This window comes from Streptomyces sp. Y7 (genome assembly GCF_043195415.1).
In the GTDB taxonomy this organism is placed as follows: domain Bacteria; phylum Actinomycetota; class Actinomycetes; order Streptomycetales; family Streptomycetaceae; genus Streptomyces.
Map to the genome: position 1 here is coordinate 90,851 of NZ_JBIDDQ010000014.1, position 24,851 is coordinate 115,701.

General features: G+C 71.1%; 18 protein-coding genes and 1 pseudogene. 9 read left to right on the plus strand and 10 right to left on the minus strand.

Annotated elements, in window-relative coordinates:
* Positions 1-36: 36 nt before the first annotated feature.
* Positions 37-453: pseudogene (locus ACGFW6_RS28895) on the minus strand (L,D-transpeptidase); the annotation flags it as partial.
* 174 nt (positions 454-627) lie between these two features.
* Between ACGFW6_RS28895 and ACGFW6_RS28900 the strand changes: the two are divergent.
* Positions 628-915, plus strand: coding sequence for a DUF1905 domain-containing protein (locus ACGFW6_RS28900; RefSeq protein WP_393515965.1), 288 nt, complete (start codon positions 628-630; stop codon positions 913-915).
* Between the two features lie 36 nt (positions 916-951).
* Here ACGFW6_RS28900 and ACGFW6_RS28905 read toward each other — a convergent pair whose 3' ends face one another.
* The 5 genes from ACGFW6_RS28905 to ACGFW6_RS28925 all read right to left on the minus strand — a co-directional run bounded on the left by ACGFW6_RS28905 (position 952) and on the right by ACGFW6_RS28925 (position 6,546).
* On the minus strand, positions 952-3,057 hold the full coding sequence (locus tag ACGFW6_RS28905; protein WP_393515968.1) for an MMPL family transporter: 2,106 nt from the start codon (positions 3,055-3,057) through the stop codon (positions 952-954).
* 130 nt (positions 3,058-3,187) lie between these two features.
* Entirely contained in the window at positions 3,188-3,856 is a 669-nt protein-coding gene (locus ACGFW6_RS28910; protein ID WP_393515971.1) for a response regulator, read from the minus strand.
* A complete protein-coding gene (locus ACGFW6_RS28915; protein ID WP_393515974.1) occupies positions 3,853-5,049 on the minus strand; it encodes a sensor histidine kinase in 1,197 nt (398 codons plus the stop codon). The genes ACGFW6_RS28910 and ACGFW6_RS28915 overlap by 4 nt, the downstream gene beginning before the upstream one ends.
* 287 nt (positions 5,050-5,336) lie before the next feature.
* Complete coding sequence (locus ACGFW6_RS28920) at positions 5,337-6,116, minus strand: IclR family transcriptional regulator (protein WP_393515977.1); 780 nt, start codon at positions 6,114-6,116, stop codon at positions 5,337-5,339.
* A gap of 4 nt (positions 6,117-6,120) precedes the next feature.
* Entirely contained in the window at positions 6,121-6,546 is a 426-nt protein-coding gene (locus tag ACGFW6_RS28925; protein WP_393515980.1) for a MarR family winged helix-turn-helix transcriptional regulator, read from the minus strand.
* A 229-nt stretch (positions 6,547-6,775) separates the two neighbouring features.
* On the opposite strand from ACGFW6_RS28925, the gene ACGFW6_RS28930 reads away from it, so the two are divergent.
* From ACGFW6_RS28930 to fxsT, 8 genes are all read left to right on the plus strand, one after another.
* Entirely contained in the window at positions 6,776-7,693 is a 918-nt protein-coding gene (locus tag ACGFW6_RS28930; RefSeq protein WP_393515983.1) for an SDR family NAD(P)-dependent oxidoreductase, read from the plus strand.
* A gap of 11 nt (positions 7,694-7,704) precedes the next feature.
* Positions 7,705-8,580, plus strand: coding sequence for an amidohydrolase family protein (locus ACGFW6_RS28935; RefSeq protein ID WP_393515986.1), 876 nt, complete (start codon positions 7,705-7,707; stop codon positions 8,578-8,580).
* 11 nt (positions 8,581-8,591) lie between these two features.
* Positions 8,592-10,094 carry an o-succinylbenzoate--CoA ligase gene (gene menE, locus ACGFW6_RS28940; RefSeq protein WP_393515989.1) on the plus strand — a complete coding sequence of 501 codons (1,503 nt, stop codon included), beginning with the start codon at positions 8,592-8,594 and terminating at the stop codon, positions 10,092-10,094.
* 12 nt (positions 10,095-10,106) lie between these two features.
* Positions 10,107-10,562 (plus strand): MaoC family dehydratase, encoded by a 456-nt coding sequence (locus tag ACGFW6_RS28945; protein WP_393515992.1) that lies wholly within the window; start codon positions 10,107-10,109, stop codon positions 10,560-10,562.
* 352 nt (positions 10,563-10,914) lie between these two features.
* Positions 10,915-13,047 (plus strand): FxsB family cyclophane-forming radical SAM/SPASM peptide maturase, encoded by a 2,133-nt coding sequence (locus ACGFW6_RS28950; RefSeq protein ID WP_393515995.1) that lies wholly within the window; start codon positions 10,915-10,917, stop codon positions 13,045-13,047.
* Complete coding sequence (locus tag ACGFW6_RS28955) at positions 13,044-13,880, plus strand: aminoglycoside N(3)-acetyltransferase (RefSeq protein WP_393515998.1); 837 nt, start codon at positions 13,044-13,046, stop codon at positions 13,878-13,880. The genes ACGFW6_RS28950 and ACGFW6_RS28955 overlap by 4 nt, the downstream gene beginning before the upstream one ends.
* Positions 13,881-13,943: 63 nt before the next feature.
* Positions 13,944-15,236, plus strand: coding sequence for a TIR-like protein FxsC (locus ACGFW6_RS28960; RefSeq protein ID WP_393516001.1), 1,293 nt, complete (start codon positions 13,944-13,946; stop codon positions 15,234-15,236).
* Complete coding sequence (fxsT, locus tag ACGFW6_RS28965; protein WP_393516004.1) at positions 15,223-19,299, plus strand: FxSxx-COOH system tetratricopeptide repeat protein; 4,077 nt, start codon at positions 15,223-15,225, stop codon at positions 19,297-19,299. The genes ACGFW6_RS28960 and fxsT overlap by 14 nt, the downstream gene beginning before the upstream one ends.
* 9 nt (positions 19,300-19,308) lie before the next feature.
* Here fxsT and ACGFW6_RS28970 read toward each other — a convergent pair whose 3' ends face one another.
* The 4 genes from ACGFW6_RS28970 to ACGFW6_RS28985 form a co-directional block, all read right to left on the minus strand.
* Positions 19,309-20,202 (minus strand): alpha/beta fold hydrolase, encoded by an 894-nt coding sequence (locus ACGFW6_RS28970; protein ID WP_393516007.1) that lies wholly within the window; start codon positions 20,200-20,202, stop codon positions 19,309-19,311.
* Between the two features lie 218 nt (positions 20,203-20,420).
* Positions 20,421-21,272, minus strand: coding sequence for a hypothetical protein (locus tag ACGFW6_RS28975; protein ID WP_393516010.1), 852 nt, complete (start codon positions 21,270-21,272; stop codon positions 20,421-20,423).
* Between the two features lie 5 nt (positions 21,273-21,277).
* Positions 21,278-22,951, minus strand: coding sequence for a PHP domain-containing protein (locus ACGFW6_RS28980; RefSeq protein ID WP_393516013.1), 1,674 nt, complete (start codon positions 22,949-22,951; stop codon positions 21,278-21,280).
* Positions 22,952-22,970: 19 nt separating this feature from the next.
* On the minus strand, positions 22,971-24,800 hold the full coding sequence (locus ACGFW6_RS28985) for a LamG-like jellyroll fold domain-containing protein (RefSeq protein ID WP_393516016.1): 1,830 nt from the start codon (positions 24,798-24,800) through the stop codon (positions 22,971-22,973).
* Between the last annotated feature and the right edge of the window lie 51 nt (positions 24,801-24,851).

Below are 24,851 nucleotides of genomic sequence, written 5' to 3' on the forward strand. Positions count from 1 at the left end.
CACAGGGAAGTTCACTCTGTGAAGGCAACCGGGTGTCTAGAGCGCGCTGCCCGCCTTCCACCGCGCCCAGGACAGGTTCCACCCGTTCAGGCCGTTGGCCGGATCGACCGTCCGCTCGCCCGAGTTCCGCACGACGACCACGTCCCCGAGCAAGGAACTGTCGTAGAACCGGTAGCCGTCGACGGAGGTGTCGTCCGCGCCCTTCGCGTCGTGCAGGCCGACACAGCCGTGGCTGGTGTTCTCGTTGCCGAACACGGCCGTCGACGCCCAGTAGTTGCCGTGGATGAAGGTGCCGGAGGTGGTGAGCCGCTGGGCGTGCGGGACGTCGGCGATGTCGTACTCGTCGCCGAGACCGACCGTGGAGGACTCCATGCGCGTCTGCTCGAACCGCTCGCTGATCACCATGATCCCGGACCAGGTGGTGTGTTCGGCGTCGCCGCCGCTGACCGGGTCGGATATGTGCGGGACACCCACGGCACGCCTTCCTGACAGGTCTTGCCCACGTCGCGGTACGCGTGCATCGTGCAGGTTCTTCCTTGGTTGATCCTTTGAATCCCGGCACGGCAGTCTGAGATTCCCGTGAGGACGACTCGGCGGTCCGACGAGAGCGGAAGGGGCCCGCAGCGTATGGAACTCGCTTTCACCGGCTCGGTGATCGAATGGCGCGGACCGGCGCCGTACTACTTCGTCCGCGTCCCCGACGAGGAGTCCGCCGACATCCGCGACGTGGCCGCGCTGGCCACCTACGGCTGGGGTGTGATCCCGGTCGAGGCCCGGGTCGGCGAGACCGTCTTCGAGACGTCGCTCTTCCCCAGGGACGGCGGCTACCTGCTGCCCCTGAAGAACGCGGTCCGGCGGCCACAGGGCCTCGGTGCGGGCGACGAGGTGTCCGTGCGGATGACCGTGCGCCTCTAGGCACCGGCACGGATGAGGTGCCGGTGCCCGAGGGTGTCAGGCCCTCGTCGTCACGGAAGGCGTCGGCGCCGCGGCCTCCTCGTGCAGACCGAACCGGTCGTGGGCCCGGCGCAACGGCTTCGGGGCCCACCAGGCGCGCCGGCCGAGCAGGGCCATCGTCGCCGGGACCAGCAGCATCCGTACGACCGTCGCGTCGATCAGCACCGCGAGGGTCAGGCCCAGGCCGATCTGCAGGATGGGTGCGAAGCCGCCCGTCATGAAGGCGCCGAACACCACAGCGAGGAGCAGGGCCGCGCAGGTGACCACACGACCGGAGCGGCGCAGACCGGTGACCACGGCCTCCCGGTCGTCGCCGGTGAGCTGCCGTGCCTCGCGCATCCGGGCCAGGATGAACAACTCGTAGTCCATCGCCAGGCCGAAGGCGATCGCCACGATCAGCGGCGGCGCGGTCAGGCTCAGGGCGCCGAGGCCCTCACTGCCCAGCAGCCCGGCCAGGTGTCCGTCCTGGAAGACCCACACCACCACGCCGAGCGCGGCGCCCAGGCTGAGCAGGGTGGTGACAATGGTCCGCAACGGGATCAGCAGGGAGCCCGTGAACGCGAACAGCAGGGCGAAGATGCCGGCCAGGACGGTGACCGCGGCCCACGGCGCCCTCTCGGCGAGCATCTCCCGGAAGTCGACCAGACGGGCGGCCGGCCCGGTGACCTCGACCGGCTCGTCGCCGCGCACCTCCCGGATCCGCTCGACCAGGGCGGTGGCCCGCGCGCCGTCGACGCTGCCCGGCGGCTGGACGCGCAGGACCGTCGCCCCGCCCGGCAGCTCGTGGGACTCGGTCGCCGGCGACAGCGCACGGATCCGGTCGCCGGTCGAGGCGTCCGTGCCCGGCCTCAGCACGACGGTGATCGGGGAGACGCCGGTCCCGGGCGGGAAATGGGCGTCCACGGTGTCGTACAACTGCCGTGCCTCGGTGCTCGCCGGCAGCTGCTCGGCGTCGCCGAGGTTGATCTTCATACCGGAGACGGGCAGCGCCAGCACGAGCAGAACCGGTACGACGGTGGCCACCACCGCGACCCGGTGTCGGGCCGAGAAGCGGGCCAGGCGGGCGAAGACGCGGCCCTCCTCGCCCTGCGGACGCTTCTTCGCCGGGGCGATCTTCCCCCCGAACCTCGCCAGCAGCGCCGGCAGCAGGGTGAGCGCGGCGAGCATGTCGACCACCACCACGGCGGCCACGGCAAGACCCATGCTGCGCAGGAACACACTCGGGAACACCAGCAGCCCGGTCAGACTGACCGCGACCGTGAGCCCGGAGAACAGCACGGTACGGCCGGCCGCCGCGACCGTACGCCGCACCGCCTCCGCCACGTCCTCGGTGTCGCGCCGCTCCTCACGGAAGCGCACCACCATCAACAGGGCGTAGTCCACGGCGAGTCCGAGCCCCAGCATGGTGGTCACCTGGATCGCGTACACCGAGATGTCGGTGACCTCGCTGAACAGGAACAGCGCGAGGAACGCCCCGGCGATCCCGCTCACCGCGATCACCAGCGGCAGCGCCGCAGCGCGCAGGCCGCCGAACACCACCAGCAGCAGGGCGAGGACGACCGGCAGCGAGATCAACTCCGCGTTCCGTACGTCCTCCTGGGCCCGCTCACCGATCTGCGTGCCCAGCAACGGGCCGCCGCTGACGTGCACTTCGGGCGCGTCGATCTGCCGGATCCGCTCGGCCGCCGCGTCCACGGCGTCCTCCTCGGCGGCGTCGTCGAGCCCGCCTTCGAGGGTGACCGGGATGATCAGGGCCCGCCCGTCCTCGGCGGTCAGGCCACGGGTGGCGTACGGGTCGGGCACGGCGGCCACCCCGTCGAGGGAGCGCACATCGGCGACGGCCCGCTCGACCTGGGCCCGCAGCGCGGGGTCGGAGACGGCGGTGCCCTCGACGACTCCGGTGATCGACTCCCCGGCGGGGTCGGCCCGGTCGAGGTACTGCGCGGCGGCCTCGGACTCGGTGCCCGGGATGTCGGCCACGTTGTCCGAGAGGCGGCTGAAGACGCCCGTCCCGAGGCCGAAGCCGAGCAGCAGGAAGAGCACCCACAGGGCGATGACGGTGAGCGGGCGGCGGGTCGCCGCCCGGGCGAGCGTGGAGAGCACGGTCCCTCCCGGCAGGACGGTCGGTTGCCATCACCCTCAGACTCACGCCGCGGGGGTGGTCACCGGATCGCCGGTGGGAGCGGTTTGCGGGCCTCCGTCGCACGGGGGAGCGGGGCCCGGATCTCCCTCGCTAGGGGGATCCCGGGGTCACGAGCCCCGTCTCGTAGGCGCAGATCACCGCCTGCACCCGGTCCCTCAGAGCGAGCTTGCCGAGCACGTTGCTGACATGGGTCTTCACCGTGTGCTCGCTGACGAACAGGGTCGTGGCGATCTCGGAGTTGGACAGCCCGCGCGCCAGCAGCCGCAGGGTCTCCACCTCGCGCGCCGTCAGCACGTCCAGGCGCTGCGGGGTGACCTCGGCGGCGGCCTCCTCGCGGCGGCGCCGCACGACGTCCGCGACCAGCCGCCGCGTCACCGTCGGCGCGAGCAGCGAGTCCCCGGCCGCGACGACCCGTACGGCGTGCACCAGGTCGTCGCGCCGCACGTCCTTCAGCAGGAAACCGCTGGCGCCCGCGCACAGCGCCTCGTACACGTACTCGTCCAGGTCGAACGTGGTCAGCATGACCACCTTGCAGCTCGACTGCCCGCACACCCGCCGGGCCGCCTCCAGACCGTCCATGACCGGCATCCGGATGTCGAGGAGCAGCACATCGGGCGTGTGGCGCTGCACCGCGGCGACCGCGTCGGCGCCGTCGCCGGCCTCCGCGACCACCTCGATGTCCGGCTGCGCCTCGAGGATCATGCCGAACCCGGCCCGCACCAGTTCCTGGTCGTCGGCGACCACCACCCGGATGCTCATCCCAGGGCCCCCTCCCGGTCGACGGCCGCCGGCAGCCGTACGACCACCCGGAACCCGCCCTCCGGTCCGCGACCGGCCCGTGCGCTGCCCCCGCAGGCGGCGGCCCGCTCCCGGATGCCGATCAGACCGTGCCCGCCGCCGTGGCCGGAGCCCGGTCCCCGTCCGTCGTCCGTGACCGTGATTGTCAACTCGCCCTCCGTCCAGTCGAGTTCGACGGTAGCGGAGGTGGCCCGCGCGTGCTTGACGGTGTTGGTGAGGGCCTCCTGGACCACACGGAAGGCGGCGACCTCGGTGTCCGGCGGCAGCGGACGGGGCGGGCCGGAGGTACGCAGCTCCACTCGCAGGCCGGCGGACTCGCCGACCTGGCGGACCAGGCCGGGCAGCTCGGCCACGCCCGGCTGCGGCAGCCGCCACGCGCCACCGCCGCCTTGGGGCTCCTTGAGCACACCGAGGATCCGGCGCAGCTGGGCCATCGCGTCCCGCCCGGCCCCCGCGATCGCGTCGAACGCGGCCTCCGCGCGCGCCGGATCGCTGCGCACCACGACCGGACCGGCCTCGGCCTGCACCACCATCAGGCTCACCGCGTGCGCGAGGACGTCGTGCATGTCCCGGGCGATCCGGGCCCGCTCCTGCGCGATGGCCCGCGCCGTGTCCGCGGCCCGCTCCCGCTCCAGTTGCCGCGCCCGGTCCTCCAGCTCGGCGGTGTACGCCCGCTGCACCCGCGCCAGTACGCCGAAGCCGTACGCGCACACCACGCTGAGCAGGTGGAAGGCGTACTCGAAGGGCTGGGGGTCCTCCTTGTGCATCATCGTCAGCGAGACCCCGATCAGCCAGCCGGCCAGCATCACCCGCCGCTGCCACGGCTTGCCCAGGGCGGCCATCGTGTAGAGCACGACCATGCCGCCGTACATCACGTCCGGCGGCGGCGCGTGATAGACGGCTTGCGCCGGGGTGGCGACCGACACGGCCCACGCCGTCGCGAACGGCGCCCTGCGCCGCCACACCAGCGGTACGGCCGTCGCGGCGCCGATCAGCCAGCCCTGCCAGGTCAGCCGGTCGTCGCCCTCGTCGGGGAAGATCCACTGCAACGAGACGGCGAACAGGACGAGGGCGGCGAGCGCCGAGTCGAGGACGTACGGGTTGGCGGTGCGCAGTCGCTCGGCGGCGGGGGAGATCCAGGTACGAGCGGACACGGGCGGCTCCTCGGGGCAAGGGCCCTTTCAGTATCGCGAGCGGGCTCCTGCCTCGTCCTCACCGGTGAGAGGGATATCCGCGGGAGTGCGCCATGCGCTCTTGCCGCCGGGGGCGTGTCAGGTCGTCGAGCGGCTGCGGGCGCGTTGTGGCTCTTCGCGCAGTTCCCCGCGCCCCTGGAGGGCGTTGCCGAACCGCCCTCCAGGGGCGCGGGGAACTGCGCGACGGCGCCGCGGACGAAGAACTCCGCAGCGCCGCATGCGTCAGAGAGCGTCGCCGCCCGCTCGCCCTACCGCCCCTGTGCCTCCTTCTCCGGCTGCCACCCCAGCCCCCGCGATATCCCCCGCGCCGCCAGCCGTACGGCCGGCGCCAGTACCGGGACCTGGGCGTCCGCCTGGGGGACCACGACCGACACGGCGGCGACGACCGCGCCGCCCGGTCCCTGCACCGGCGCGGCCACGGACAACGCGTCGTCGGTGACCTGGCGGCTGCTCACCGCCACCCCCGTGCGGCGCACCTCGGCCAGCATGCGGCGCAGCGCGGCCGCATCGGTGACGGTGTACGGCGTGAAGGCGGCGAGCGGCCCGCCGCAGTACCCCTCCTGGAATTCCGCGTCGCTGTGCGCGAGGAGCGCCAGGCCGACCCCCGTGGCGTGCAACGGCCAGCGCGCGCCGACCCGGATGTGCACACCCACCGCCGACCGCCCCGACAGCCACTCGATGTAGACGACCTCGGGTCCGTCCCGGACCGCCAACTGCACGTTCTCGTGCGTCGCCTCGTACAGGTCCTCCAGATACGGCAGCGCGACCTGCCGCAACGCCAGACCGCGCGGCGCCAGTGCCGCGAGCTCCCACAACCGCAGTCCGACGTGATAGAGCCCGGCGTCGTCCCGCTCCAGCGCGCCCCACTCGGTGAGCGCGGCCACCAGGCGGTGCGCGGTGCTCAGGCTCAGCCCCGCCCGCCGGCCGATGTCGGTGAGGGACAGTGCCGGATGTTCCAGGTCGAAGGCTCCGAGGACCGACAGGAGCCGGTCGGGCGCGGAACGCGCAGGGGCCGGCACGGACGCCACGCCGTCACCCGAGCCCGGACTCGGCGACTCTCTGGAGCAGCGCGTGCAACTGCGCGCGCTCGCCGGTGTCCAGCGGCCCGACCAGCTCGTTGGTCACACGCTGCCCGGCTTCGTCGGTGTCCCGCAGGAAGGCCCGGCCGCCCTCGGTGAGCACGATGATCCGGCTGCGCCGGTCGTCGGGGGAGGGGCGCCGCTCGGCGAAGCCCAGCTTCTCCAGGTCGTCGACCAGGCCGACGATCGCACTCGGGTCGTAGCCGAGCGACGCGCTCAGCTCGCGCTGGAGCGCGCCCGGGCCGGTGGAGAGGTAGCGCAGCACCGCGTAGTGGCGCAGCCGCAGGCCCGACTCCTGGAGGAAGGAGTTGAACAGCTGACCGGAGCGCAGGCCCAGGCGGTAGAGCAGATAGCCCGTGTCCGCGTGCAGTCCCCGCATCCACGGCTCGTCGGCGTCGATCGGTACGGGGTTCGTGGTCTGCCGACTGGCGATGGCGGGCTCCCTGGTCGAGGCCCCGGGCGGGGCGGGGCGTGCGGACGTACGGACCCAGCATGACGCAAGGACGGGTCCGCAACAACTATTGACGTCAACAACTATTGTTCTTACCTTCGATCTCGCAGCCGCACCTCTGTGCGTCTCTGCGCACCTCTCCCCGAAGGGACCCGCCGTGCCCAGCATCGATCTCACCGGCAAGGCCGCCGTCGTCACCGGCAGCGGCCGGGGCCTCGGCCTCGCCTACGCCCACGCCCTGGCCGCCCACGGCGCCTCGGTGGTCGTCAACGACGTCGACGAGGCCGTGGCCGAAGCGGCCGTGAAGTCCATCCGCGAGGCCGGCGGCACCGCCGTCGCCGAGGTCGTCGCGGTCGGCACGGCCGAAGCCGCGGACCGCCTGGTCGGCCGTGCGGTGGAGGAGTTCGGGCGGCTCGACGTCTTGGTCACCAACGCGGGCATCCTGCGCGACAAGGTCCTGTGGAAGATGACCGACGACGACTTCGACGCCGTGCTCACCACCCACCTCAAGGGCACCTTCACCTGTGCCCGCGCCGCCGCCGTCCGCATGCGCGAGCAGGGCGAGGGCGGCACCCTGATCCTGGTGGGCTCCCCGGCCGGACAGCGCGGCAACTTCGGGCAGACGAACTACGCCGCCGCCAAGGCCGGCATCGCCGCCTTCGCCCGCACCTGGTCGATGGAGCTGAGCCGCGCGGACATCACCGTCAACGCGATCGTGCCGGTCGCCGCGACCGCCATGACCGAGACCATCCCCGCCTTCGCCCCGTACGTCGAGGCGATGCGCGCCGGCACGCCGCTCCCGGACTTCCTGCGCAAGGGCGAGGGATTCGGCACCCCGGAGGACTGCGCCGCCCTCGTTCCCTTCCTCGCCTCCGAGGCGGCCCGCGGCGTCACCGGCCAGGCCATCGGCATCGGCGGGGACAAGGTGGCACTCTGGTCGCATCCGCAGGAGATCGCGGCGGCGTACGCGGACGGCGGCTGGACCCCCGACACCCTCGCCGACGTCTGGCCCACCTCGGTCGGCGCCGAACTCCAGTCGGTCGGCATCCCGGCGCCCAAGTTCCCGGAGGCGTGATGGTCCCCTCCATGCATCCCGACGACCTGGTCGCCATCGACGTCCACACCCACGCGGAGGTCTCCTCCAAGGGCCACGCCTCCCTGGACGACGACCTGCACGACGCCTCCTCCGCCTACTTCAAGGTCGAGGGTAAGCGGAAGCCGACCCTTGAGGAAACCGCCTCCTACTACCGCGAGCGGAGGATGGCCGCCGTGATCTTCACGGTCGACGCCGAGTCCGCGACGGGCACGCCCCCGGTCCCGAACGAGGAGGTCGCCGAGGCGGCCGCCGCCAACGCGGACGTGCTGATCCCGTTCGCGTCGATCGACCCCTTCCGGGGGAAGGCGGGCGTGAGGCGGGCGCGGCGCCTGGTCGAGGAGTACGGCGTGCGGGGATTCAAGTTCCATCCCAGCATCCAGGGCTTCTTCCCCAACGACCGCTCGGTGGCGTACGACCTCTACGAGGTGATCGAGGAGACGGGCACCATCGCCCTCTTCCACACGGGCCAGACGGGCATCGGCGCCGGAGTGCCGGGCGGCGGGGGCATCCGCCTGAAGTACTCCAACCCGCTCCACGTCGACGACGTGGCGGCCGACTTCCCGCACCTGAAGATCATCCTGGCGCATCCGTCCTTCCCCTGGCAGGACGAGGCCCTCGCGGTGGCGACCCACAAGCCGGGCGTCCACATCGACCTCTCCGGCTGGTCGCCCAAGTACTTCCCGCCCCAACTCGTGCAGTACGCGAACACCTTGCTCAAGGACAAGGTGCTCTTCGGATCGGACTTCCCCGTCCTCACCCCCGACCGCTGGCTCGCCGACTTCGCCCAGCTGCCGATCAAGGACGAGGTCAGGCCGAGGATCCTCAAGGAGAACGCCGCCCGGCTGCTGGGGCTGACGAAACCGTAAAGGGGCGCGACATGCGCAACGAGGGACTGGGGTCGTGGCCCGCACGCCGGGCCCGCAAGACACCCCACCGCACCGCCCTGATCCACGGCGGGACACCGACGTCGTACGCCGCCCTGTACGACCGCACCACCCGCCTGGCCCACGCCCTGCGCGACCGGGGCATCCGCCGCGGCGACCGCATCGCCTACCTGGGCCCGAACCACCCCTCCTACCTGGAGACCCTCTTCGCCGCAGGCACACTCGGAGCGGTCTTCGTCCCCCTCAACACCCGTCTGGCCGGCCCCGAGATCGCCTACCAACTGGCCGACTCCGGAGCCAAGGCCCTGCTCCACGGCCCGTCGCACGCCGCACTGGTCGCGGGCCTGCCGGGCCACACCGACGTCCGTACCTACCTCGAAACGGGCCCGGACTACGAAGCGACCCTCGCCTCGTCCCCCGACGAGCCGATCGACGCCCCCGTCACCCCTGACGACACCTGCATCATCATGTACACCTCGGGGACCACCGGCCGCCCCAAGGGCGCCATGCTCACCCACGGCAACATCACCTGGAACGCCCTCAACGTCCTCGTCGACACCGACCTGATCGCCGACGAACGCGCCCTGGTCTCGGCCCCGTTGTTCCACACGGCGGGCCTGAACATGCTCACGCTCCCGGTGCTCCTGAAGGGCGGCACCTGCGTCCTGGTCGAGGCCTTCGACCCGGACGCCACCTTCGACCTGATCGACCGTCACCGCATCACCTTCATGTTCGGCGTCCCGACGATGTTCGACCAACTGTCCCGCCACCCCCGCTGGCCCACCGCGGACCTGTCGTCCCTCCGCATCCTCACCTGCGGCGGCTCCCCGGTCCCGACCCCCCTCATCGCCGCCTACCAGGAACGCGGCCTGACCTTCCTCCAGGGCTACGGCATGACGGAGGCGGCCCCCGGGACCCTGTTCCTGGACGCCGAACACGCGATCACCAAGGCGGGTTCGGCGGGCGTACCGCACTTCTTCAGCGACGTACGGGTGGTACGGCCGGACCTGACCCCGGTCGACACCGACGAACCCGGCGAGATCGTGGTCCGCGGCCCGCACGTCATGCCCGGTTACTGGGGCCTGCCCGAGGAGACCGCCGCGTCCTTCGCCGAGGGCTGGTTCCGCAGTGGGGACGCGGCCCGCGTCGACGAGGACGGCTACGTCTACGTCGTCGACCGCATCAAGGACATGATCATCTCCGGCGGCGAGAACATCTACCCCGCCGAGATCGAGGACCTCCTCCTCGCCCACCCGGACATCGTCGAGTGCGCGGTCATCGGCGTACGGGACGACAAGTGGGGCGAGGTGCCGCGCGCGGTGGTCGTCGCGCGCGAGGGCACGGCGCCGGACCCCGACGAGATCCTCGCGTCCCTCGCCGGCCGCCTCGCCAGGTACAAGATCCCCAAGTCCCTGGTCCTCACGGACGAACTCCCCCGCACCGCCTCCGGAAAGCTCCTCAAGTCCCGCCTCCGCACCCGCTACGGCAACAGGTAAGGAACCCCGCGCATGACCCTCACCGTGAACGGCCTCGAAGAACTCAAGAAGCTGGCCGGCAGCGACCTCGGCACCAGCGAGTGGATCGAGGTCACCCAGTCCCGCATCAACACCTTCGCCGACGCCACGGGCGACCACCAGTGGATCCACGTCGACCCGCAGAAGGCGGCCGAGGGCCCGTTCGGCGCCCCCATCGCCCACGGCTACCTGACGCTCTCCCTCTTCATCCCCATGTTCACCGAGCTGCTGGATGTACAGGGCGTCTCGACGAAGGTCAACTACGGGCTGAACAAGGTGCGTTTCCCGTCTCCGGTAAAAGCCGGGTCCCGCATCCGACTCGTCGGTAAACTGGCGGAGGTGGAGGAGGTGCCGGGCGGTGTACAGATCACGGTCGACGGCACGATAGAGATCGAGGGTGCGGCGAAGCCGGCGGCAGTGTTGACGAGTCTGTCCCGGTTCTATGGCTGAGGCGTCTCAATACCCCGAAAACGGTGTCGGTATCCCCCGGACGGGTGCATAGTTTGGTCTGCAGCGGGGTACTTGCGGCTCCGCGGCTGTAACGTGCTGTCTGAGTGACCAGTCGCTCACCCACCTCACCCCTCCTGATCAGGGAATACCGTGACCGTTCCTACCAGAGCCACTGCCAGCATCGCGGTGCGGCCCGAGGCCGTCGAAGCTCACACGTCCGGGCAGCGTCTCGACGCTCCGCACGACCCGAAGAGCGTCCGAGGCGTACGTCGAGCTCGTTCGTCCACGCAGACGCGCAGGGGGGCCGGGGTAACCTTCCAGTCGTCCATCTGAGGACTACGCATACTCCGTCATGACCGGTCCGACCGTCCCGCTGCGGCAGCTCGTACTGAAAGTGCACAGCAGATGTGATCTCGCCTGCCGGCACTGTTACATCTACGAGCACGCCGACCAGAGCTGGAGTTCGCGACCCAGGGTGATCTCACAGGAAACGATCTCCTGGACCGCCCTTCGGCTGGCGGAGCATGCCAAGAAACATCAGCTCGCCTCCGTGCAGGTCATTCTGCACGGAGGCGAGCCTTTGCTTGCCGGCCCGGCGCGCTTACGCGCCGTCTGCGAGGCATTGGCCAACGCATTACGTGGCGTCTGTGAACTCGATCTGCGCATTCACACCAACGCGGTTCAGCTCAACGAGCGCCACCTCGACCTCTTCGCCGAGTACGGCGTCCGGGTGGGCGTCTCCCTCGACGGCGACCGGGCCGCCAACGACCGCCACCGCCTCTTCGCCAACGGCCGCAGCAGCCACGACAAGGTCCTGCGGGCCGTCGCCCTGCTCGACCAGGACCGCTACCGCCACCTCTACGCAGGCATCCTGTGCACCATCGACGTGCGCAACGACCCCGTCGCCGTCTACGACGCCCTGGCCGACCTGCGGCCCCCGCGCATCGACTTCCTGCTGCCCCACGCCACCTGGGACGAGCCGCCGTTGCGTCCCGACGGCCACGACACCCCGTACGCCGACTGGCTCCTCACCCTTCATGACCGCTGGAGCGAGCAGGGCCGCCCGATGCCGGTGCGGCTGTTCGACTCGGTCGTCAGCACCCTCGGTGGTGGCCCCAGCCTCACCGAGTCGATGGGGCTGGAGGCCGCCGATGTCGTCGTGGTCGAGACCGACGGCACCTACGAGCAGGCGGACTCACTGAAGACCGCCTACGACGGGGCGCCGGTCACCGGCAAGGATGTCTTCCAGCACTCCCTGGACGAGGTGGCCACCCATCCGGGCATCGCCGCCCGGCAGCACGGCCTGGACGACCTGTCCGCCCAGTGCCGGGCCTGCCCCGTGGTGCGCTCCTGCGGCGGCGGGCTGTTCGCGCACCGCTACCGCTCCGACGGCACCGGGTTCGACAACCCGTCCGTGTTCTGCGCGGATCTCAAGGAACTGATCCTCTCCATCGACGCCCGGACCGACGCGAGCGCGACTCGCCCCGTCGAGGGCTTCGACGCCCTGGCCGACGGGAGCGACGAGGGCGTCGGGGTACGGGAGTTGGCGCGGGCGCGGCAGGACGTCACCCGGGGGCTGCTGACCGCCGTGCACGGGGAGATCGGGGTGCGGGCGGGCGAGCCCTGGACGCGGGACTGGCAGCTCGCCCTCGACCTGGGGCAGCGGGACGCCACACTGCTCGAAGCGCTGCTGTCCCACCCCTCCACCCGCACCTGGGCCGTGCGCTGCCTCGACGGGGCCGCCGCACCCGGCCACCTGGCCTCGCTCCTGGCCGCCGTGGCGCTGCCGGAGGGGGCGGTCGACAAGGTGGCTGTGCCGACGAGCGACGGCTTCGCGCACCTGCCGGGACGGGGCAGGCTGCGCGTCGAACCCGTCGCGTCCACAGTCGAGTTGACGGCTGGGCACCTCACGGGGCCGGACTGGGAGCCGCTGCGTCGGGTCCGCTGCGACGGGCTGGACGTCGTCCTGGACGACTGCGACCCCCATCGCGACTGTTTCGGCACTCCCGTCGCCGGGCGGCTGACGGACGCCGAGACCGAGCTGGGGCTCCATGTGCTGCCGCAGGCCTGGGCGTTGATCCGCAAGGCCGTTCCGCCTGTCGCCTCCGGGATCGCGGCGGGGGTCCGCGTGATCACTCCGCTCGCCGCGCCGCCGGACCCCGAACACTTCGTGCCCGGCGGGGGGTTCGGCGCGCTGGGCGTCCACCTCGAACCCGATCCGGAACGCGTCGCGGTGCAACTCGTGCGCGGATTCCGGCTCGGCGTCCTGGACTCTCTGCTCGACGTGTGCGACCTGTACGACGAGTCGGACGCGCGCACCGGAACCCTGCTCGGCGACACATACGTGCGTGCCGCCACCGACGCCCTGCGACACGACCCCGAAGCGGCCGGCCGCACCCACGACCGATGGGCAGAGCTGTCGGTGGCCGGCTCGCTGACCGCGCTCGGACGGCGGTTCGTCGACGGCATCGGGCGGAGCCTGTGACCGACACCCCCTCGCTCGCCGAGGACCTCGTGACCCTGGGGCTGCGCCCCGGGGCCACCGTCCTGGCCCACGCCTCGCTGCGCCGAGTCGGCTTCGGGCCCGACATGGCCCTGGACGCGCTGCGAGACGTCCTGGGCCCCGAGGGCACGCTCGTCGTTCCGACGTTCACCGCCGGCAACTCCGACACCTCACCGGCGTACCGGGACCGCATCCGGAACATGACGACCGATCAAATCAAGGCACTGCACAAGGAGATGCCGCCCTTCGATCCGGACCGTACGCCGTCCGAGGGCATGGGACAGCTGGCCGAGGCCGTGCGACGCACGGAAGGGCGAGTGCGCAGCACTCATCCGCAGACCTCGTTCGCCGCCGTCGGCGCCCGGGCCGAGGAACTGCTGGCCGGACACGACGGGGCATGCCACCTGGGCGAGAGTTCCCCGCTGGGCCGGCTCTACGAGGCCGGTGCCCAAGTGCTGCTCATGGGCGTCGGCTTCGAGGTGTGCAGCGCGTTCCACCTCGCCGAGTACCGGGTGCCCGACCCGCCCCGGCGGAGGTATCGCTGTGTGGTCGGGCAAGGCGGGGTCGGCCGCTGGATCGGGTACGAGGACGTCGATCTGGACGACAGGGACTTCGGGGCGCTGGGCGCAGACTTCGAGAAAGGCGACGCCGCCCGGCCCGATCCGGTCGTACACGGCGGGCGCGTCGGGGACGCGTACGCCCGGCTCTTCCCGCTCGACGAGGCCGTGGACTTCGCGACCCAATGGCTGTCCGGAAATCGATCCCGCCGCCTTTTCACAGACCCGTCACAAAACGCTGCGGGGTTCCTACACTGAGTGTCCACCCCCGCAGGGCGGTACGGGAGGCGGGGGACGGGATCGGGGGATCGCGTGGAGCCGATGGGACCATGGGGGGACGCTACTGCCCCCTATTTCTTTCTCAGTTACGCCCGAATGCCGCAGGACGGAGCTGGTGCGACGAACCCGGACCTGTGGGTCCATCGCCTCTTTGAGCAATTGTGCGAGCACATCAAGAACATGACCGCCCATGCCGGTGCGCCGGGATTCATGGACGGTTCGATGCGTGTGGGGCAGATCTGGAGCAGTGAGCTCGGCGATTCGCTGGCCCGCTGCCGGGTGTTCGTTCCCCTGTATTCGCCGCGGTACTTCATCAGCTCCTGGTGCGGCAGGGAGTGGGGCGCCTTCGCCACCCGCGAGGCGCGCCATCGCGAGGAGGATCAGCCGGGCGTCGCCAGCGCGGTGGTGCCCGCGCTGTGGGCCCCGGTGCCCGATCACCGACTCCCGCCATGCGTCAAGGAAGTCCAGTACGCGCACCCCGAACTCGGGCAGCGCTACCGCACGTTCGGCCTGTACGGGCTCGCCAAGCTCAAAGCGTTCCGCAGCGACTACGAGAAGGCCGTCCTGCACCTGGCCCGGCGCATCGTCGACGTGGGCGACAACATCGTCGTCAGCCACGCCAACCGGGTCCAGCTCGACGCGGCGCCCGACGCCTTCGCGGCCACCCCCAGGACCACCTCGACCACCGGGCGCACTCTGCGGATCAGCGTGGCGGCGCCCTCCAGGGATCAGCTGCCCGAGGGGCGCACCCCCGACTACTACGGTCCGTCGGCCGTCGACTGGAACCCGTACCAGCCCACGTCCAGCCGGCCCCTCGCCCAACTCGCCGCGGACATCGCGGAAGGTCTGGCCTTTCGCCCCGATGTCCGCGAGTTCGACCACACCGCGGGTCCGGCCGAGGGGCCGGAGGTCGTGCTCCTGGACCGCTGGGTGCTGCGCGATCCCGCACGCCGCGCCGCGCTCGGCGAGTTCGACCGGAGCGATCTTCCGCCGACGGGCCTGGTGGTGCCGTGGAACGAGAACGATCCCGACAGTGACGAGGCCGAGTACGAACTCGCCGCGAAGGCCGAGGACACGCTGCCGCGCCGCATCCGGATCGGCCGGCAGGCGTGCAGACCCGCGGTCCGCGGCGTACCGGACCGCCAGGCCTTCGACAAGGTGCTCCCCGAAGTCGTGCAGTGGGCGGAGGGCGAATACCGCAAACGGGCCCAGCCCAGGCCGCCGGCCGGGAAGGGCACCGAGCGATTCCGGCTGTGCGGGAAGGACGACCAGGACAGCCGACCCCAAGGACACCGCCGGAACGCCGAGGAGGAAGACCGCGATGAGCAGCCTTGACGAACAGGAAGGCCGGGCGGGCCGGATCGTCACGTTCTACTCGTACAAGGGCGGCACCGGCCGGACGATGGCTCTCGCCAACGCGGCGTGGATACTGGCCGCCAACGGCAAGCGTGTCCTCGCAGTGGACTGGGACCTCGAGGCACCGGGCCTGCACCGCTTCTTCCACCCGTTCCTCGACCCCGCCACGGTCGGCGCCACCACCGGCGTCATCGACATGCTCAAGGAGTACGCCTGGGCCGCCACCAGCGACGGTGACCTCGGCGACCTCGACGAACGGCCGCCGGACTGGCATCTGGACTACGCGCGCATCCAGCGCCACGCCGTCTCCCTGGACTGGCAGCACTTTCCCGAGCCCGGCACTCTCGACCTGGTGTCCGCGGGACGGCAGGACCGCGAGTACTCGGGGCTCGTGAGCACCTTCGACTGGGACCACTTCTACGACGACCTCGGCGGCGGGCTCTTCTTCGACGCCCTGCGCGACGACATGCGGCAGAACTACGACTACGTCCTCATCGACAGCCGTACCGGGCTGTCCGACATAGCTGACATCTGCACCGCCCACCTGCCCGACGTCCTGGTCGACTGCTTCACCCTCAGCGACCAGAGCATCGACGGCGCCTCGGCCGTCGCGCACGACATCCGCGACCGTTTCCGCAGCCGCCGTATCCGCATCCTGCCCGTCCCCATGCGCATCGACGAGGGCGAGAAGGAGAAGGCGGACGCCGGACGTGCCTTGGCCCGCGCCAAGTTCGACGGGTTCCCCTCCGGCATGACCGAGGACGAACTCACCCATTACTGGGGGTCGGTGGAAGTCCCGTACCGGCCCTACTACGCCTACGAGGAGACGCTGGCCACCTTCGGCGACGAGGCCGGCAACGCGACGTCGCTGCTGTCCGCGTTCGAGCGGCTCACCGGCATGATCAGCGAACAGGCGGTCATCTCCCTGCCGCGCATGCCCAAGGAAGTGCGCGAGACCGTCACGGCCAAGTTCACCCGCCCCCGCCTCGCCCTCCCCGTCGACCTGCACCTCAGCTATGTGTCCGAGGACCGCATGTGGGCGGACTGGATCGCCGTCCAGCTGTCCCGGGCCGGGTTCAAGGTGTCCCGCAAGTACGTCGGCTGCGAGGGGGACGGCGCCGAGAAGCCCGCCGACCGCACCGTCTTCGTCCTCTCCCCGGCCTTCCAGCGCTCCGCGCGGGCCCGTCAGGTGTGGGACGCGGCCACCGGCGGCGACCTCTCGGGCCGCCGCCAGGTGGTGGGCGTCAGGGTCGGTGACCTGCGTCCGTCGCCCACGTTCGGTGAGCGGCCGTCGGTCGACCTCGTGCGCACCAGCGAGAAGACCGCCACGTCGGCGCTGCTGCGGGCCCTCGGCAAGCCGCCGCTGCCGGCCGAGCTGACCGAGGAGACCGCGCTCAGGGACGCCCGTTTCCCGGACACGGTGCCGAAGTTCTGGAACGTCTCGCCGCGCAACTCCTCCTTCACGGGCCGCAGCGCCCTGCTGGAGAAGCTCCGCGACGGACTCGGCAGCAGCAACTCGGCGGGTTCCTCGGCGCCGTGCGCGCTCTACGGGCTGGGCGGTGTGGGCAAGACCCAGATCGCGCTCGAGTACGTGCACCGCTTCGCCGCGGACTACGACCTGGTGTGGTGGATCCCGTCCGAGCAGAACGAACTCGTGGTCTCCGCCCTCACCGATCTCGCGCGCAGGCTGGGCCTGCGGGTCGGTGACGACGCCGCCCAGGCCGCCCAGGAGGTCTGTGACCATCTGCGCCAGTCGTCCTCGACGCTGCGCTGGCTGCTGGTGTTCGACAACGCCGACGAGCCGCAGGAGGTCAGCAAGCACTTCCCCGGCGGCACCGGGCATGTGCTGGTCACCTCCCGCAACCAGACCTGGCTGCATTTCGGCGAGGCCCTGGAGATCGACCCGTTCCTGCGCGAGGAGAGCATCGAGCACCTGTTGCGACGGGCCGCCGACCTCACCACGGAGGACGCCGACCGGGTCGCCTCGGCCGTGGGTGACCTGCCCCTCGCCCTCGACCAGGCCGGCGCCTGGCTGGCCGAGACCGCCACACCCGTCGACACCTACCTCGCCGAACTGGAGCAGCAGGCGGCGCGGGTGCTGTCGCTCAGCCAGCCCGCGAACTATCCCGAGCCGGTCGGCGCCACCTGGAACGTGTCCATCGAGCGGCTGACGGAACGCTCCCCGGCCGCCGTTCGTCTGCTCCAGCTGTGTGCCTTCTTCGCCGCCGAACCCATCTCCATGGAGCTGCTGTACGGCGACGAGATGACGAGCGTGCTGTCCGAGCTGGACCCTTCGCTGCAGGAGAAGATGGTGCTCGGCCGGGTGATCCGGGAGATCGGCCGGTTCGCCCTCGCCAAGGTGGACCGGGCCACCGAGTCGATCCAGGTGCACCGGCTGGTGCAGGCGGTGATCCGCTCCCAGCTCACGGCTCGGGAGCAGGAGGACGCCCAGCACGTCGTGCACCGCATCCTCGCCGGCGCACGTCCCTCGGGCGAGGAGCCCATCGACGACCCCAAGAACCAGCCCATCTTCGCCGCGATCTGGCCGCACCTGGAGGCCTCCGAGGCGAGTACCTGCGACGAGCCGAAGACCCGGCAGCTGCTCATAGACCGCGTCCGCTACCTGTGGAAGCGCGGCGACCTGAACGCCGCCCATTCCTTCGCCGGTGGTCTGCGGGAGCTGTGGGAGCACCAGCTGACCGACAGCCGTGCACGGATCGCCGACCTGGAGAAGCAGGAGTCCGCCGGACAGGCGCGGGTGACCGGGGCGAACGGCACGGTCGACCCGCGGGCCCCGCGCACTCTCGACGAGGAGCGCCGGTACGCGACGGAACTCCAGACCCAGTTGCTGCACCTGCGGTTCCACATGGCCAACGTGCTGCGTTCGCTGGGCAAGTACGTGGAGGCGGAGGAACTCGGCTCCGACACCCTCGCGCAGCAGCGCGCCCTGCTGCAACTGGGCCACCCGCACATCATGATGACGGCCAGCGGCCTCGCCACCGACCTGGGCAGCATCGGCCGGTTCGAGGACGCCCTGGAGCTGGCGACCGAGGCGTACAACGGTTTCAGGGAGTACTTCGGCGAGGATCACTCGCGCACCCTGAGCGCCAACAACAACCGCGCGGTGTGTCTGCGCCTCCTCGGCCGCTACACCGAGGCGAGGGACGTCGACCAGGAGATCTACGACCTGCGGCGCAACGACCTGGGCGCCGCCCATCCGCACACCCTGATCAGCATCACCAACCTGGGCCGTGATCTTCGCGAGACGGGCGAGTACGAGGCGTCCATCTCGTTGCTGAGCAGCAGCTACGAGTCGTACAAGCGACTCTTCGGCGAGGCCAACCCCGACACCCTGCGCAGTGCGAAGAGCCTCGCTGTCTCGCAGCGCAAAGCGGGGAGGGTGGACGAGGCCCGGGCGCTCACCCAACAGACGCGGGAGCACTACCGGCTGCGTGACACGCCTGCGTCCACCCCCGACGTGCTGGACTGCACCCTGAACTACGCCACCGACCTGTATGCCACCGGTGCGCGCGAGGAGGCTCTGTCGCTGGCCCAGGACATCGTGCGCCAGTACCGCACGGCACCCGGGGAGCGGCATCCGGCGACCTTGGCCGCCGTCAACAACCTCGGGATCTTCCTGCGCGGTTCGGGGGAGGTGAGCAGGGCGCGGGCGCTGCTGGAGAAGAACTTCGACATCCTGCGGGAGGCCCTCGGCGAAGGGCACCCGTACACGCTGGCCTGTGCCGTCAACCTCGCCAATGTGATGGCGGAGCTGAACGAGCTGCGCCAGGCGGAGGGACTGGAGCGGATGGCGGTGGCCGGCTTCCAGGAGACCCTCGGCCACCGGCACCCGGACACCGTCGTCTCGCGCGCCAATCTGGGCGTGACGCTGCGATCCCTGGGGCGCATCCCCGAGGCCGAACAGCTCCAGGAGAGCAGCCACGCCGAGTTCGTCCGCATGCTCGGGGAGAACCACCCGCACACGGTGAGCGTCCGCGAGGGCAAGCGCATCCACCGGGATCTGGAACCGCCGGCGGTGTGACCGGAGGGCTCAGGTGCGGTCGGCCGTGAGCCGCGAACGTCCGCCCAGGAGCCAGGTGAAGACGTCCGGCAGCACCCGCAGCGATGCGAAGTGCGCCTCCTCGGGGTGCACGACGGCCCGGCCCCCGGGAATGCGTTCGGCCAGCCACCGGGTGTGGCTGGCCGGCGAGAACCCGTCCCGTTCGCCGTGCCAGAGCAGGACGGGTACGGAGATGTCCGCCGGTGAGAAGCCCCACGGGACGCAGAACGACAGGGCGTCGTCGACCCAGCCGTCGGCGGACACGCTGAGCGCCTCTCGGTAGTTGCGCAGCAGCATCCCGCGGATGACCGCGTTGGCGACCACTCTCAGATCGGATTCGGTCAGCTCCCAGCGCAGTTGTGCCAACAACTTGCCGGGATCGGACTGAATGTCGACTGAACGTTTTCTCAGACTGTCCGCGAGCAGTTCGGGTCCGTCCAGAGCCTTCGTGTACTCGCTGACGTTGGAGGCCGCCATCCCCGCGAACCAGTTCAGCCCGTCCGCGTCCCGCGGCGCGAGGCTGACCAGGACGGCGGCCCGGGTCACCCGGTCCGGCAGCAGGGCCGCGCAGGCGAGCGCGTGCGGGCCGCCGCCGGAGCGGCCGACCACGGCGAAGCGCTCGACGCCGAGCGAGTCCGCGATGGCGGCGACATCGGCGGAGACATGGGCGACCTGACGCCCCGGAAGGCGGTCGGAGGGGCCGTAGCCGGGGCGGTCGTAGGTGATGAGCCTGACCTGCTGGTGGTACAGGAGCATCGGCCGGGGCGCCGGACCGAGCCGGCTGCCGGGGGTGCCGTGCAGCAGGAACACGGGTGAGCCGCCGGGATCTCCACTGATCTCGACGGCTAATCGGCGCCCGTCCCCCGTGAATACGTCTTTGAGCATGCGCGGCCCCCTTCCGAAGCCCCCCGCCCGCTGCGGCATGCCGTGTGGTCGTGCAACGGCCATTCCCCATCGTGCCCCAGATCATCCCGAAGTGCGGGTGTTTCCGGCTTCTGGCGGGTCAATGGCCAAGAGGTGGCGCCGACTTGTCGGTCCGGTACGAAAGACGAAAGCCACGGTGACCGTTTCTCCGGGCACCGTGGCCTTGCGCGACCACTCGGTCAGTTCGCCGCCTGCCTGTACGAGTACACGGCCGTGGCCACGGCGCACACCCCCGGTGGGATCATCTGCGCCCGCAGTGTCCCGGTGTTCACGTCGTAGTCGATGCCCTCGGTCTCGAACGCCCCCTTGCACACGCTCCGTCGGGGCAGGGCGAGCAGGGGCTTCACGGTGGCGGTGATCGGCCGGCCGTCGACCTTTCGGGGGAGGTCGACCTGGAGGAGCGGGTGGAGTTCCGGGAACAGGGTGCCCGTGGCGTCGTTCGAGGCGCACAGCAGGCGGATGTCCGTGACGAAGTCGCAGCCCTGGATGTCGCGGACGGGCCGGTCCAGGGTGATCTGCCACGCCTCCTTCAGGTCGCCGCCGGTCGGGGGCGTGGCCGGGTTGAGCAGGGGAGCGGGGAAGACCTGGAGTCTTCGCTGCTCGCCCCACTCGCCGGAGACCAGCCACTGGCCGTCGGGCGAGACCGTGGCGAAGGAGTTGTTGAGCTTCTCGCCCGGGTTGAGCTGGTGGACGTACTCGTAGCGCTTGCCGGACGGGGTGGTCACCGCGTACATCTTCGACGTGGCCGTGTCCGGGCCCTGGTAGGCGTCGAAGGTGTGGCCGCGCGCGATGTCGGGGTCGCCGACGTGGTTCCAGCCCTTGATCCGCAGGTCCAGCGGGATGTCGGCAAGGCCCCGGTACAGCAGCGAGCCGTCCGCCCGGGCGGCGAGTCCCTGCCCGCCGCCCAGGGTGTCGGTGTACGCCGTGCCGGTCTCCACCCGGCCCGGGTCACCGGCGGCCGACGCCGTGCCCGTGGTGCCCAGTGCGAGGGCGCCGCATAAGGCGGCCACAGCGGTCAGTTGACGCTTCATCAGGCTCAGGCTCCTGCCACGTCGACGAATACGGGGTTCGAATAGAACCACGTATCGGTCCACGGGTCACCGTCGCCGGGAGCGTGCGGGATCGGCCCGTGCGGGTCGACCGAGGCGCCGAGGTGACCGGCGCCGTTGCGGTTGCCGTCGCTGCCCCGCAGGCGGACGTAGAAGGGCTTGTCGCCGGCGGTGAGGGGGATGCGGAGGGTGTAGGTGCCCTTGCGGCCGGACACGTCCGTCGTCGACACGACCTTCGTGTCAGGGGCCCGCCAGGCGTCACGGTCCGTCACCGGGCCGTGCACCGACCCGCGGATCACGTCGACGTGCGCCAACTCCGGCAGGACGCCCTGCGGGTTGGGGCGGGAGGCCGTCGTCACGGTCACGTTCAGAGTCAGCCGCTCTCCCTTGCGGACGCGCAGCCGGCCGCCCAGCGTCACGCCCCTGCCGTGGTCGCAGTCCCGCTTCAGGCGGACGTCGAGGCCGTCCAGCAGATGCCCGTGGTCCAGCCAGACCCGGCCCGCGCGCAGGCCCGCCATCACCGCACGGTAGCCGTAGCGGGTCACGCCGACGTGGGTGCGGCTGAACTGGCCCGGCCAGAAGTCGCTGCCCGGCTGCGGGGTGTCGGTGTTCACCGGGTCCGGGAACCTGCCGGTGTTGTCGAAGTTCTGGCCGGCCGGCCAGTCACCGTTCTTCCAGGTGTCGAAGACGATGCGGTGGGCGTCGGAGTTCGTCGTGATCGAGAACGGGCGGCCTTCCGCCAGCATCGAGTCCCACAGGCCGCCGACCGTCGCCGTCGCCCAGTCGAAGCCGCCGTACGTCAGATACGCCTCCGCCGGGTAGCCCGGCCAGGACTGCGCCGACGGCTTGTTCTCGTACTCGCCGCGCATCGACGTCGCCCCGCGCCAGCCCGGGATCGCCGCGCCCTGGGCACCGGGCGCGCCCTCCATGCCGATCATGATCTCGGGGGCCGCGTCCCGCCAGTTGCGCATCTCGTGCGGGGAGTCGATGCCGAGGCGCAGCGGGTGGTTGGCGAGGACGAGCACGTCGTCCACGTAGCCGTTGCGGCGCTGCTCGGCGAGCCACTTGATGGCCTTCACCGCGTGCGCCTCGTTGCGGGCCGTGTCCGTGGCCCCCGGGGCACCCTCGGTGTAGCCGAGCAGCTTGCCGTCGTAGGCGCTCTCGAACCGGGAGAGCAGATCGACCTCGTGGCGGCCGGGCGCGGCGAAGACCGTGCAGTGCTCGGCGGCCGGGATGTACCACTCCAGGCCCTGGAAGATCAGCTGTCGGGGGTTCTCGGCGCGGGCCCGGCGGATCTCCTCGTGCTCCAGCGCGGCGCCGTACTTGGCGTGCCCGAAGTTGGAGTGCTCGGTGAACACCATCCAGTCCAGCCCGTACCGGGCGCCCGCGGCGGCCAGCTGGGAGAACGTGTACTTGGCGTCGTGGCTGTAGACGGTGTGGATGTGGTGGTCGCCGACGAGGTAGGCGAGGCGGGGGTCGTCGCCCCCGAGACGCCGCTCGGCCGCGGCGGCGGGCACGGCGGTGGCCGCGGAGCCCAGCGCGAAGGCCGCGCCGAACAGGCCCGCGCCGCGCAGGAGTCCGCGTCGGGAGACGCCCTGCGGATCCAGGTCGGCGGGGGAGACGGACGGGTCGGCCCAGGTGGGCAGTTGCTGCTCGGTCATCATCATCCTCGGCTGTGCGTCAGCGGTTCATGAAGGAGGTGACGGGCAGCGCCCGTTCGACGATCCGGACGTCGCCGAGGCGGCCGTACAGGATCTGGTCGATCCTGCCGCCGTACTCGTAGCCGCCGAGCAGCCACGGCAGGCCGACCGAGGTCAGGCCGATCGCGGTGGCGTGCGGGTTGCGGGCCACCGGGCAGCCCTGGACGTACATCGTGGTGTGCCGGCCGTCGTTGACGACGGCGACATGCCACCAGGTCTCGCGCGCGGTCTCGTCGCCCCAGTTGGTGGCGATGCCCTGCTGGTTCAGCGGCCGGACCGCCCACTGCGGGCCGGGGCCGTCGGAGAGGGAGAGCGTGGCGAGCGGCTCGTCGGGGTCGCCCTCCGTCTTGCCGGCGGCGCCGCCCGTGCCGGTACGGCTGACCAGGCCGGCCCAGGCGTGGTGCGAGGCGTCCCAGTCCGCGGGCACCCGGTAGAACGCCTCGATCGTGTAGCCGTCCCGGAAGGTGGCCGAGTTCAGCGGCGCGCCGTCGACCGTGCGCAGATACGCGCCCTTCAACGGGGACTTGAAGCCGGTGAACTCCAGGCTGCCGTGACCGGGCTGGTCGGGGTGGTGGTCGGCCGACCAGCCGAGGGTGCCGCCGCCGACGGAGACCACGGTGAGGTCGTTGCCCCGGCCGGACAGGTCACGGATCGTGCCGGAGACGGGGGAGTCGAAGCGCCAGTAGGCGGCCGTGCCCCGGATCAGCATCTTCGACGCGGGGCGCGCCGCACGGGGCGGCACCGGGGCGAAGCCGGAGAAGCGGTCCGCGAAGTCGATGTCGACCGAGAACCGGTCCGCGTCGCCGCTGAGTTCGATCTCCTGCCGCTCCAGCTCGTTGAGCCCCTTCGCGGCCCGGCCCAGGATCCACGGGGAGACCGTCTCGACGTCGATGACGTTCCGGTCCAGGTCGAAGTGGTAGAGGCGGATCATCGCCGCGCCGCCGAAGTAGCGGTTCTGGTAGTTCGTCAGATGCAGATGGACGTCGTTGCCCGCCGCGTTCTTCCGGACCGCCCGGCCCGCCGGCCAGTAGTGCCCGTTCAGGGTCAGGAAGATCTGGTCGTGGTCCTTGATCAGCCGGTCCCACAGCTGCTGCCCGTAGGACGACAGCGTGTCGTCGTCGACGACCAGTTCGTGCGTGGTGAGGACGACGGGCGTCTTCGTGTGCCGGGCGAGGACGTCCTTCGCCCAGGCGTAGCCCCGCGCCGACAGCCGCCAGTCCAGCGCGAGCACCATCCACTCGCGGCCCGCCGCCTCGAACAGGTGGTAGGTGTTGTAGCCGTCCGAAGAGGCCCCGCCGAAGGTGGACTTGCCCTGGAACCGCCGCGGCCCGAACGTGTCCAGGTACGGCGTCGCACCCCGCTGGTCGTCGGTGGACGACTTCACGTCATGGTTGCCGGCGAGGACGCTGTAGCCGACGCCACGCCGGTCCAGCAGCTCGAACGCCGTGCCGATCGCCGCGAACTCCTCCTTGGCGCCGTTCTCGGTGAGGTCGCCCAGATGGGACAGGAACACGATGTTCTCGTCCCGGCCGTGCTCCAGCAGATAGCGCAGGGACGCCTCGATGGGCGCGGGGTTGATGCTCGGCCCGTCGAAGAGGTACTGGGTGTCCGGCATCACGGCCAGCGTGAAGCGGCGGCTCTCCGGGTCGGGACGCCGGCCGGCCGGCGCCGAGGACGCCTCCGCCACGCTCGGCAGGGCGACCCCGGCCGTGGCCGCGGCACCGAGCAGCGCGGTGGCGCGCAGGAATCCGCGTCTGCCGGCACCGGCCTGCGCGGCCTCGCCCTGTTCCTGGTCATGCGAAGTACACACGTGTGCTCCGTAAGGAAGATCCGTGAGGAAAGGTGACAGTGGAGGGCGTGG

Excerpts from the sequence above, each read along its gene's own strand:
- ACGFW6_RS28975 (WP_393516010.1), bottom strand. The coding sequence starts at position 21,272 with ATGAAGCGTCAACTGACCGCTGTGGCCGCCTTATGCGGCGCCCTCGCA.
- ACGFW6_RS28950 (WP_393515995.1), top strand. The coding sequence starts at position 10,915 with ATGACCGGTCCGACCGTCCCGCTGCGGCAGCTCGTACTGAAAGTGCAC.
- ACGFW6_RS28945 (WP_393515992.1), top strand. The coding sequence starts at position 10,107 with ATGACCCTCACCGTGAACGGCCTCGAAGAACTCAAGAAGCTGGCCGGC.
- ACGFW6_RS28970 (WP_393516007.1), bottom strand. The coding sequence starts at position 20,202 with ATGCTCAAAGACGTATTCACGGGGGACGGGCGCCGATTAGCCGTCGAG.
- ACGFW6_RS28925 (WP_393515980.1), bottom strand. The coding sequence starts at position 6,546 with ATGCGGGGACTGCACGCGGACACGGGCTATCTGCTCTACCGCCTGGGC.
- menE (WP_393515989.1), top strand. The coding sequence starts at position 8,592 with ATGCGCAACGAGGGACTGGGGTCGTGGCCCGCACGCCGGGCCCGCAAG.
- ACGFW6_RS28960 (WP_393516001.1), top strand. The coding sequence starts at position 13,944 with ATGGGACCATGGGGGGACGCTACTGCCCCCTATTTCTTTCTCAGTTAC.
- ACGFW6_RS28910 (WP_393515971.1), bottom strand. The coding sequence starts at position 3,856 with ATGAGCATCCGGGTGGTGGTCGCCGACGACCAGGAACTGGTGCGGGCC.
- ACGFW6_RS28900 (WP_393515965.1), top strand. The coding sequence starts at position 628 with ATGGAACTCGCTTTCACCGGCTCGGTGATCGAATGGCGCGGACCGGCG.
- fxsT (WP_393516004.1), top strand. The coding sequence starts at position 15,223 with ATGAGCAGCCTTGACGAACAGGAAGGCCGGGCGGGCCGGATCGTCACG.
- ACGFW6_RS28980 (WP_393516013.1), bottom strand. The coding sequence starts at position 22,951 with ATGACCGAGCAGCAACTGCCCACCTGGGCCGACCCGTCCGTCTCCCCC.
- ACGFW6_RS28935 (WP_393515986.1), top strand. The coding sequence starts at position 7,705 with ATGCATCCCGACGACCTGGTCGCCATCGACGTCCACACCCACGCGGAG.